The organism is Stutzerimonas decontaminans, assembly GCF_000661915.1.
Taxonomy (GTDB): domain Bacteria; phylum Pseudomonadota; class Gammaproteobacteria; order Pseudomonadales; family Pseudomonadaceae; genus Stutzerimonas; species Stutzerimonas decontaminans.
On sequence record NZ_CP007509.1, the window covers coordinates 3,533,635 to 3,545,000 of the forward strand.

5 protein-coding genes, 2 tRNA genes and 2 rRNA genes are annotated in these 11,366 nt (G+C 59.6%); 2 read left to right on the forward strand and 7 right to left on the reverse strand.

Going from position 1 to position 11,366, the window contains the following annotated elements; all coding sequences use genetic code 11:
- Window positions 1–38 precede the first annotated feature (38 nt).
- Both mksE and mksF read left to right on the forward strand, forming a co-directional pair.
- Window positions 39–728, forward strand: a complete 690-nt coding sequence (gene mksE / locus UIB01_RS16360) for an Mks condensin complex protein MksE (protein WP_038662818.1) — start codon at window positions 39–41, stop codon at window positions 726–728.
- On the forward strand, window positions 725–3,559 hold the full coding sequence (gene mksF / locus UIB01_RS16365) for an Mks condensin complex protein MksF (protein ID WP_038662821.1): 2,835 nt from the start codon (window positions 725–727) through the stop codon (window positions 3,557–3,559). The genes mksE and mksF overlap by 4 nt, the downstream gene beginning before the upstream one ends.
- Before the next feature lie 105 nt (window positions 3,560–3,664).
- Here mksF and UIB01_RS16370 read toward each other — a convergent pair whose 3' ends face one another.
- From UIB01_RS16370 to UIB01_RS16400, 7 genes are all read right to left on the reverse strand, one after another.
- Complete coding sequence (locus UIB01_RS16370) at window positions 3,665–5,974, reverse strand: PqiB family protein (protein WP_038662824.1); 2,310 nt, start codon at window positions 5,972–5,974, stop codon at window positions 3,665–3,667.
- Window positions 5,967–6,590, reverse strand: coding sequence for a paraquat-inducible protein A (locus tag UIB01_RS16375; RefSeq protein ID WP_038662827.1), 624 nt, complete (start codon window positions 6,588–6,590; stop codon window positions 5,967–5,969). The genes UIB01_RS16370 and UIB01_RS16375 overlap by 8 nt, the downstream gene beginning before the upstream one ends.
- Entirely contained in the window at window positions 6,577–7,233 is a 657-nt protein-coding gene (locus UIB01_RS16380) for a paraquat-inducible protein A (protein WP_038662830.1), read from the reverse strand. Before UIB01_RS16380 ends, UIB01_RS16375 begins: the two co-directional genes overlap by 14 nt.
- Window positions 7,234–7,681: 448 nt before the next feature.
- A 5S ribosomal RNA gene (rrf, locus tag UIB01_RS16385) occupies window positions 7,682–7,797 on the reverse strand.
- A 149-nt stretch (window positions 7,798–7,946) separates the two neighbouring features.
- A 23S ribosomal RNA gene (locus tag UIB01_RS16390) occupies window positions 7,947–10,837 on the reverse strand.
- Window positions 10,838–11,092: 255 nt separating this feature from the next.
- Window positions 11,093–11,168: transfer RNA gene (locus UIB01_RS16395), tRNA-Ala, on the reverse strand.
- A 30-nt stretch (window positions 11,169–11,198) separates the two neighbouring features.
- Window positions 11,199–11,275, reverse strand: a tRNA-Ile gene (locus tag UIB01_RS16400).
- Window positions 11,276–11,366: the final 91 nt, after the last annotated feature.

The window sequence follows — 11,366 nt, forward strand, 5'->3', positions numbered from 1 at the left end:
TTGTCCACCGTCACCCCGACGATATCCGAGCGACCTGAATGAACATCGACCTCAAGGAAATGACCCAGCTGGCGCCGATCTTCCGCGAGCTGTTCAAGGGCTATCACCTGTCGCGCAGCGAGCCGGAGCCCTACGCGCAGCTGTCGAACATGCAGGACCAGTACCGCGCATTGTTCAAGGCGCTCGGCTTCGAGCTGGTCTGCGATGCGCGCGGCTTCTACTACTTCGTCCCCGAGCAGATGGGCGCGCAGGTGAACAAGACCGCCCAGCGCCTGGCGCTGTTCACCTTCATCCTCGTCGAGCACCTGGCCGACCAGGGTCGCGATCCGCTGGCCGTACTCGACGGTGGCAGCCTTGGCCGCGATGAACTGCCGGCGCTGCTGGACAAGTACCGCGACCTCTTCCTGCAGGCCGAAGTCACCACCCAGGAAGAGCTGGAAGAAAAGGTCATCCGCCGCCTGACGCAGCTGGGCTTCGCCGAGGACAGCAACGGCGTCTACCGCTTTCTGCCGCCGATGCACCGTTTCCTCGACGTCTGCCTGTCGGTGCAGCAGGACCGAGATCTGGCTGCCAGCCTGCACAGCAGCGACCTGCCGCTGCCGGCCCCGGAGCTGATCGCCGAGGACGACATCGAAGACGACATCATCCTCATCGAGGAAGCGGCCGAAGAGTCGGAAGAAGACGCCTTGGCCCGTGCCATCGCCGAAGAAAAGGAGCTTGAAGCATGAGCCAGGAACGCTACGGCATCCGCCGCTTCGCCCTGCTGAACACCGCCGGCTACAGCCTCGGCATCTTTCCGCTGGAAAACCCGCTGTCGGTCTACGGCGCCAACAACCTCGGCAAGTCCGCGTCGATCAACGCGCTGCAGTTCCCGATCCTGGCGCGCATGTCGGACATGAGCTTTGGCAAGTACAGCCTCGAGCAGTCGCGCAAGTTCTACTTCGCCTCGGACACCAGCTACATCCTCGTCGAAGTCATGCTGCCCCACGGCCCGCACGTGATCGGCGTGGCCGGCCGAGGTCCGGGCGGCGGCTTCGGCCATCAGTTCTTCGTTTATCAGGGCTCGCTGGATCTCGACCATTACCAGCAGAACGGCACCTGCCTGCGCCAGCGCGAGCTGTTCGCCAACCTCGAACGCGCCGGCATCAAGGCCTACGAGGCCAAGCCGGACGAACTGCGTCGGCTGCTGGTCGGCGGGCACACCTCGATCCCGCTGGACATGACGCTGATCCCGCTGCGCTCGACCAGCGAGCAGAGCCTGAAAACCTTCCGCGCGCTGTTTATCAACCTCCTCCACATGCGGGAGATCACCGCGGCCAAATTGAAGCAGCTGTTCCTCGATGCCTTCGAGCACAGCCTGCGCTCGGGCAGCGTCGATTACATCGCCGCCACCGAAGAAGCCTTCCGCGATGTGCGCCGCATGGAGCAGGACTACCAGGCGCTGGTCGCCGCCGGCCCGCTGGTCGAGGCGCTGGCTTCCGGTGTCGCTCAGCGCGAGCTGCTGCGCGGCAAGCTGCATCGCCTGTCGCCGTTGCTCGACAACCTGCTCGGCACCTGGCACGACTACGCCGATGCGCGCAAGGAAGAGTTGGTGATCCAGGCCGAGCACTACCGTCGCGAGCAGGACGGCCTGCAGAACGAACAGCGCGGCTCGACCGGCGAGTTGATGCGCCTGGAACGCGAGATCAGCGAAGCCCAGCGCTGGCTCGGCGAGCTGGCGGTGTTGAAGAACCGTTTCGCCCTGGTCGAGGACGCCCATGTGCTGGAGCAGCAGCTGCTCGCCGCCAAGGACGCCCACGACGAGCTGGCCGGTGCGCTGGCGCAGTCCCGCCAGTTCTCCAGCGAGGACCTCGACGAACGTCTGCGCGACCTGGAAAAGCGCCTGAAGTCGGTCAAGCAGCAGCTCGACCATGCGGACAACAACAGCTACTCGCGTTTGCGCGAGGAGTTCTCCCAGGCCGATGTGGATCGACTGATGCGCCTGTTCAACGGCCAGCTGTTCAGCCTGCCGCTGGGCGAGAAGGGCATCACCGCCGAGGGCGACGACTGGGTCAAGGCGGTCGAGGCCGTGCTGGATCGCTTCAAGGGCGACACCTTCTCGGTGCCGGGCCTGTCCATCGACCTCTCGCATATCGAGCCACCGGCGCTGCAGGCGCTGGCCGACCGTGCCGCCCTGCGCGACCAGAAGGATCGCCTGGAACGCGAACTCAAGCAGCTCAAGACCCAGCATGCCGTGGCCGTCGACCGCGCCGCGAGCAAGGCCCAGGCCGAGGCGCTGTACCAGGCCGTGCTGGATGCGCAGAAAGCGCTGGAGGATTTCCGCCGCAGCCAGACCCTGGCCGCCGAGGAGCCGGCGAAGCTGGAACAGCTGGCGCAGGCCGAAGCCGCCCAGGAAGAACTCAAGCGCACCAGTGACGCCTTCGCCGAGCGCGTGCAGCATTTGTCCGCCAAGCTGCAGCTGGTCGGTCGCCAACTGGCCGACCTGGAAGCCAAGGAGCGCACCCTCGAAGACGCCCTGCGCCGCCGCCAGCTGTTACCGGCGAACCTGCCGTTCGGCACGCCCTTCATGGACCCGGTGGACGACTCGCTGGACAACCTGCTGCCGCTGCTCAACGACTACCAGGACAGCTGGCAGGCCCTGCAGCGCGTCGACGGCCAGATCGAGGCGCTGTATGCGCAGGTGCGCCTGAAAGGCGTAGCCAAGTTCGATAGCGAGGAAGACCCCGAGCGCCGCCTGCAGCTGCTGGTCAATGCCTACGCCCACCGTCAAGACGAGGCGCTGACCCTAGCCAAGGCGCGCCGTGCCGCGGTCACCGACATCGCCCGGACGCTGCGCAACATCCGCAGCGACTACGAGAGCCTGGAACACCAGCTCGCGCTGTTCAACCGCGAGATCAACAAGCGTCAGGTTTCCAACCTTGCGAGCTTCCGCATCGTGCTGGCGCCGAACAAGGATGCGCTCAAACACATCGACCAGATCATTCACAGCGCTGGACAGTACGAGGAAGGCGAGACGCTGTCGGTGTTCGATCTTTCCCAGTCGTCCGAACAGGACGCGAAGAACGAGGAAGCCAAGGAGTACCTGGCGCGCCTGGTGGCAGCGAACAACAACCAGCTGGGCCTGAAGGACCTGTTCGAGCTGGCGTTCGAAATCACCAAGGTCGGCGGCCAGCCGGTGATTCACACCGACATCGATGGCGCGGCGTCCAACGGCACCACCATGACCATCAAGGCGCTGACCAACATGTACCTGCTGCTGCACTTGATGGACCGCGAGCAGGCCGGGCGCATCCGCCTACCCTACTACCTCGACGAGGCGGCGGACATCGACGAGCGCAACCAGCAGGCGCTGATCGAAACCAGCCTGCAGCTGGGCTTCGTGCCGATCCTCGCTTCGGTCAAGCCGCAAGTCTCGGCCCACGTCGCCATCGACCTGGAAGGCGGCAGCGGACCTGCCGGCATCTACATCGACGAGGCGGACTGGAAATACATCAGCCGCCGCGAACCGGTCGCCAGCGAGCACACTGCCTCAGCCCAAAGGGCCGAAGAGCCGGCCTGATCTCCCTGAACGACAAAGGGCCCCCAGGGGCCCTTTTTTATGCGCATCCGGCTCTCGCGTGGGACGGGCTAGGCCCACCAATACCCGGATCATCAAGCCAGCGCGTCACCTGACACTGGCAGCTTGCCCCAGCTCGATCTTCGGCGCCCAGTCGAACCACTCCTCCTGCGGCTCCTTGAACAAGGCAAAGGTCTGCCCTGGCAAGGCTCGCTGCCCCATGCGCTCGCCATCAGGCGTGGCAAAGGCAACGCCGCCCTCGATCAGCGACTCCAACGAATCGGTACGCAGGCTGGCACCTTTGAACAGGCTGAAGTCGACACCGAAGCCACTGGTTTCCCAGAACCGGCTGCCGGTGTGCACCAGCGCGGCATAGCGTGGCTCGATCAGTACACGGATCAGCACACGGTCGGCAGTCTGACCGAGCTCATAGCCAGTCACCTCACCGACCTTCACCTCGCGGTAGGTCACCGCATTACCCGGCTTGATCGAGCCCAGTCGCGCCGCGCTGAGGACCAGGGCGAGCCCTTCGCCAGCCTTCTGTGGCTCACGCTCCTGCCCCACGAAACGCGCTTGAGCGGTCGCACCCGGTTTGCCGGGAGCAACCTCAAGATAGGGACCACTGACCAGCGTATCCAGATTCGCGGTGCGCATGATGCCCAGCTCGGGCCGTACGACCCAGAACTGCGTGCCCGCACGAGCAATCCGCGACTCCGCGGCGGTAATCCGGGCCTGCAGCACGACGTGTCCGAGGTCGTCGCTCAGCGTCACACTGTCAACCTCTCCGACCTCCAGCCCCTTGTAGCGGATCGGCGTCCCGGCACCGAGGCCGTCGCCGCGGTCCAGGCGAATCTCAATCGAGGTACCGCGTCGTATCGCGCTATCCCTGTCCTTGTGCAATTCAAAGCGGGGCACTTTCCTGGTGGCCGACGCGTGCGGATCCGGCGTCTCGAAAGCGATGCCGCCGGCCAGCAGGCTCTGCAGCGATTCGCTGCGCACTTCTATACCGGACAGTCCGCCGGTCAGGGAAATGCCACTGGCGTTCCAGAAGCGGCTCGAGCTGTTCACCAGATCGGCATAGGGCTGTTCGATATGCACGCCAACCACGACCCGCTGCTGGTCGCGCGAGAACTGGTAGCTCTGCACGGAGCCAACCCGTACCTGCCGATAGAGGACCGGGCTGCCGACATCCAGCGAGCCGAGATTGTCGGCGGTCAGCACCAAGTGAAGCCCCGGAGAACGTATATCCAGCGGCGGCGCCTTGGCTCGCGCGGCGAAATTGCGCCGGGGTTCGGCGCCCTTCTCGCCAGGGCGAACCGAAATGTAATTGCCGCGCACGAGGGCCTCGAGCCCGGAAATGCCGGCGACCGATACCGATGGCTTGACCACCCAGAATTGCGTGTCCTCGACCAGATAGTCCTCGAACAGCGGGTCGATGGAGAGTTCGGCCTGCGCGCCGCTGAGGTCCGAATCGATATCCAGCTTCTTCAGCAAACCGACCTGCATGCCTTTGTAGATCACCGGCGTGCGACCGGCCTGCAGCCCGTCGAAATCCTGCAGCGATACGAGCGTCTTGATACCGGCCTGGGCGGCATCGAAGTCCTCGTAAAGACGGAACGGAATGCTCGGGTCGGTGGCTGGGCTGTCCTTGCGGTGCGCTGGCGTGGCAAAGGCGATGCCGCCGGCCACGATGCTGGCCAGCGACTCCGTACGAAACTTCACGCCCGTCAGCCCGGCGTCCACGGTGACACCGCTGGCGTTCCAGAATCGCGTGTGTTTGCGCACCAGATGCGCGTACTCCGGCTGGATATACAGCTGCACCTCGACAGTGCTGTCGTCCTCGGCGAGCACGTAGTTCTTCACCTGCCCGACCTGGATCTGCCGGTAGAACACTGGGCTGCCGCGATTCAGCGAACCGAGGCGTTCGGCCTTGAGCGTCAGGTGCAGGCCGATACGGCTATCCGACATCGGTGGCTCTTCCGCCAGCGCGACGAAACGCTTGGTCGGCTCGCCATCGGCAGGGCTGATGCCGATATAGTTGCCCGACACCAGCGTCTCCAGGCCTGTGATCCCGGCTAGCGTGACGCTGGGCTTGACCAGCCAGAAGCGTGTACCGCTGCGCAGGTAGCCATCGACGTCCTTGTTCATCTCGATGTCCGCAACCACGACTTGCCGACGCTCATCGTCGCCTAGGCGCAGATCACGCACGACACCGATCGTCATGCCCTTGTAGAGCACCGACGTCTTGCCGATCTCGATACCCTCGGCACTCTCGAAGACCACCTCGATGTGGATGCCTCGCTCGCTATAGGCCTGCCAGGCGAGCCACGCTCCGATCATCAGAGCGATCAGCGGCAGAATCCAGATGGCCGACCAGCTTGAGGCAGGACGGGTATTGGCTTGTGGCAAGTCAGTCATGCTTGTTCCCGGATTCCGTGTTATCCCAGATCAGACGAGGGTCGAACGTGATCGCAGCCAGCATGGTCAGGACGACCACGCTGGCGAAGGCTATTGCGCCGAAGCCGGCTTCAACGCTGGCAAGGCTGCCGAAATTGACGATTGCCACCAGAATGGCGATGACGAAGATATCGAGCATGGACCAGCGTCCGATCCACTCGATAAAGCGAAAAACCAGAATCCGCTGGCGCGGCGACATCGGATGGTGGCGCTGCACCGAAAACAGCAACATCGCGATCCCGACCAGCTTGAAGGTCGGTACCAGAATGCTGGCGATGAACACCACAGCGGCAATCGGAAACATGCCGTGCTTGGCCAGGGTGACGACGCCGGACATGATCGTATCCGGTGTGCCGCTGCCGAGCATGCGCACCGTCATGATCGGCAGAAGATTGGCCGGCAGATAGAGCAGTGCTGCAGTGATCAAAAGCGCCCAGGTTCGAACGATGCTATTGGGCCTGCGCATATGCACGCGGGCGCCACAGCGGGTGCAGCGCTGATGGCGCTGGCCGGCGTCGGCTCGATTGAGCTGGTGACACTCGTGGCAAACCATCAACCCGGCGTCAGCGGCGCGCATCGCGACGCTCCGACAAGGCTTCCCAGACCTGGTGCGGTGACATCACCAACTCTAGCCAGACCTGAACGACCAGCAGACCGGCAAAGCACGCCAGCCCAATACCAAGGCTAAGCTCGGCCATATCCCTGAGCTTGATGATCGATACCAAGATGCCGAGCAGATAGACCTCCAGCATTCCCCATTCCCGTAGATGGTGATAGGTCCGATAGAGCGCCACGCCTAACGGCTTTGCTCGATCGAAAGCAATGCACGACAGCACTGCGAGCTGACACAGCAGCTTCAGCAACGGCACCGCCATGCTGCAAAGAAATACCACTACGGCAATGCCTTGCATGCCGCTGTTATAGAGGCTCAGCACACCGCTCCAGACGGTATCTTGGGTGACCCTGCCAAGCAGATTCAATTGCATGATGGGGAGAAAATTGGCAGGGAAGTACAACAGCAACGCGGCAAGCACCAAGGCCATTCCAGGCCCGACGATACGATGGCGCAAGCGAAACAGCTCACAACCGCAACGCGGGCACTCGGCAACCTCACCGAGGTTGAGCGCTGGCTTGAGCATCAGCAGGTCACATTCAGGACAAGCGGCCAGCTGCTCGAGCGGAACCTCCTCAAGCCCTGGCGTAGCAGCCGATTCCGGCATGGCAAATATCCGAGCAAAGTGCTCATTCTAAACGAGCGGAGAACGCCGCTGTGAGCTGTCAGTCGGACGAAGACGAAGACACTCAGTAGCGGTGAGCGACCGTGTGGGGTTACCGATGCGTTGCCATTGGTACGCGGTCTGGCGGGCGCCTACGCATAGCCGCCCGAGGACAGCCTGGCCCGCGGCTTATCGCGCAGCCGTTGGTCAGCAGAAAACGACAACGCTGATTTCAGCATCGACGCTATCTGACGGCATTACCACAGCTCTCGATATAGATCGCAGGCAGACGCGCCTCAGAACAAGGCCCGCACTGCCACGTCTTACCCCCACGCTGTTCGGTCAACCCTTCGACGCACCGAGCCAGGAGCAGCCAGTGCCTACAGCGGCTTTCTTCAGCGCAAAAGCAAACCCCCGACCGGATTACTCCGATCGGGGGTTTGGGATAAGAGCTTGACGATGACCTACTCTCACATGGGGAGACCCCACACTACCATCGGCGATGCGTCGTTTCACTACTGAGTTCGGGATGGGATCAGGTGGTTCCAACGCTCTATGGTCGTCAAGCAATTCGGTTGGGGAGTCGGTGTTGAGTCGCTTCCCCTAATTGGGTATGTGATGTCTGTTTCGATGTTACTTGCGAGTGTTGCTGATCTTCGGTTTGTTTGTCGACTTCAACCGTCTGACACGCAAACATCAAATTGTTTGGGTGTTATATGGTCAAGCCTCACGGGCAATTAGTATTGGTTAGCTCAACGCCTCACAGCGCTTACACACCCAACCTATCAACGTCGTAGTCTTCGACGGCCCTTCAGGGAGCTCAAGGCTCCAGTGAGATCTCATCTTGAGGCAAGTTTCCCGCTTAGATGCTTTCAGCGGTTATCTCTTCCGAACGTAGCTACCCGGCAATGCCACTGGCGTGACAACCGGAACACCAGAGGTTCGTCCACTCCGGTCCTCTCGTACTAGGAGCAGCCCCTCTCAAATCTCAAACGTCCACGGCAGATAGGGACCGAACTGTCTCACGACGTTCTAAACCCAGCTCGCGTACCACTTTAAATGGCGAACAGCCATACCCTTGGGACCGGCTTCAGCCCCAGGATGTGATGAGCCGACATCGAGGTGCCAAACACCGCCGTCGATATGAACTCTTGGGCGGTATCAGCCTGTTATCCCCGGAGTACCTTTTATCCGTTGAGCGATGGCCCTTCCATACAGAACCACCGGATCACTAAGACCTACTTTCGTACCTGCTCGACGTGTCTGTCTCGCAGTCAAGCGCGCTTTTGCCTTTATACTCTACGACCGATTTCCGACCGGTCTGAGCGCACCTTCGTACTCCTCCGTTACTCTTTAGGAGGAGACCGCCCCAGTCAAACTACCCACCATACACTGTCCTCGATCCGGATAACGGACCAGAGTTAGAACCTCAAAGTTGCCAGGGTGGTATTTCAAGGATGGCTCCACGCGAACTGGCGTCCACGCTTCAAAGCCTCCCACCTATCCTACACAAGCAAATTCAAAGTCCAGTGCAAAGCTATAGTAAAGGTTCACGGGGTCTTTCCGTCTAGCCGCGGATACACTGCATCTTCACAGCGATTTCAATTTCACTGAGTCTCGGGTGGAGACAGCGCCGCCATCGTTACGCCATTCGTGCAGGTCGGAACTTACCCGACAAGGAATTTCGCTACCTTAGGACCGTTATAGTTACGGCCGCCGTTTACCGGGGCTTCGATCAAGAGCTTCGCTTGCGCTAACCCCATCAATTAACCTTCCGGCACCGGGCAGGCGTCACACCCTATACGTCCACTTTCGTGTTTGCAGAGTGCTGTGTTTTTAATAAACAGTCGCAGCGGCCTGGTATCTTCGACCGGCATGGGCTTACGTAGTAAATACTTCACCCTCACCGGCGCACCTTCTCCCGAAGTTACGGTGCCATTTTGCCTAGTTCCTTCACCCGAGTTCTCTCAAGCGCCTTGGTATTCTCTACCCAACCACCTGTGTCGGTTTGGGGTACGGTTCCTAGTTACCTGAAGCTTAGAGGCTTTTCCTGGAAGCATGGCATCAACCACTTCGCTTTCTAAAAGAAAGCTCGTCATCAGCTCTCGGCATTAAGATCCCGGATTTACCTAAGATCTCTGCCTACCACCTTAAACAAGGACAACCAACGCCTTGCTGGCCTAGCCTTCTCCGTCCCCCCATCGCAGTAACTAGAAGTACGGGAATATTAACCCGTTTCCCATCGACTACGCTCTTCAGCCTCGCCTTAGGGACCGACTCACCCTGCGTCGATTAACGTTGCGCAGGAACCCTTGGTCTTTCGGCGTGCGAGTTTTTCACTCGCATTGTCGTTACTCATGTCAGCATTCGCACTTCTGATACCTCCAGCCAGCTTCTCAACTGACCTTCACAGGCTTACAGAACGCTCCTCTACCGCTCAACTTGCGTTGAACCCGTAGCTTCGGTACCTGGTTTGAGCCCCGTTACATCTTCCGCGCAGGCCGACTCGACTAGTGAGCTATTACGCTTTCTTTAAAGGGTGGCTGCTTCTAAGCCAACCTCCTAGCTGTCTAAGCCTTCCCACATCGTTTCCCACTTAACCAGGATTTTGGGACCTTAGCTGACGGTCTGGGTTGTTTCCCTTTTCACGACGGACGTTAGCACCCGCCGTGTGTCTCCCGTGCTGACACTTGCTGGTATTCGGAGTTTGCATCGGTTTGGTAAGTCGGGATGACCCCCTAGCCGAAACAGTGCTCTACCCCCAGCAGTGATACACGAGGCGCTACCTAAATAGCTTTCGAGGAGAACCAGCTATCTCCGAGCTTGATTAGCCTTTCACTCCGATCCACAGGTCATCCGCTAACTTTTCAACGGTAGTCGGTTCGGTCCTCCAGTCAGTGTTACCTAACCTTCAACCTGCCCATGGATAGATCGCCCGGTTTCGGGTCTATTCCCAGCGACTAAACGCCCTATTAAGACTCGCTTTCGCTACGCCTCCCCTATTCGGTTAAGCTCGCCACTGAAAATAAGTCGCTGACCCATTATACAAAAGGTACGCAGTCACCTAACAAAGTAGGCTCCCACTGCTTGTACGCATACGGTTTCAGGTTCTATTTCACTCCCCTCTCCGGGGTTCTTTTCGCCTTTCCCTCACGGTACTGGTTCACTATCGGTCAGTCAGTAGTATTTAGCCTTGGAGGATGGTCCCCCCATATTCAGACAAAGTTTCTCGTGCTCCGTCCTACTCGATTTCACTTCTAAGATCCTTTCGCGTACAGGGCTATCACCCACTATGGCCGCACTTTCCAGAGCGTTCCGCTAAAATCAAAGAAGCTTAAGGGCTAATCCCCGTTCGCTCGCCACTACTAAGGGAATCTCGGTTGATTTCTTTTCCTCAGGGTACTTAGATGTTTCAGTTCCCCTGGTTCGCCTCACACACCTATGTATTCAGTGTGTGATAACCATCTTATGATGGCTGGGTTCCCCCATTCAGACATCTCCGGATCAAAGTCTGTTTGCCGACTCCCCGAAGCTTTTCGCAGGCTACCACGTCTTTCATCGCCTCTGACTGCCAAGGCATCCACCGTATGCGCTTCTTCACTTGACCATATAACCCCAAGCAATCTGGTTACTGTCTAATAACGTGAAGACGACATTCGCCGAAAATCCGCAATTTTACTCGCAAATTTTACCTTGACTTGAATAACCACCAGTGAAAGTGATCACTCAAATCTACTTCTATCACATACCCAAATTTTTAAAGAACACTTCTGGCGCAAAGACCAGAAATCAATACCCTCAAACATCCGGCAGGATGCCCAAGCAGCACTCATTTCTGAGCTTTCAGCGATTATCGAGTTAATGGTGGAGCCAAGGAGGATCGAACTCCTGACCTCCTGCGTGCAAAGCAGGCGCTCTCCCAGCTGAGCTATGGCCCCATCTACAGATCGGCCACATCCCATGACAATTGGTGGGTCTGGGCAGATTCGAACTGCCGACCTCACCCTTATCAGGGGTGCGCTCTAACCAACTGAGCTACAGACCCAATCGTCTCTCTCGGGTCGAAACCCAATCGCTTTTCGCTAGTGAATCAAGCAATTCGTGTGGGAGCTTATGAAGAAGCTGAAGTCTTCGAT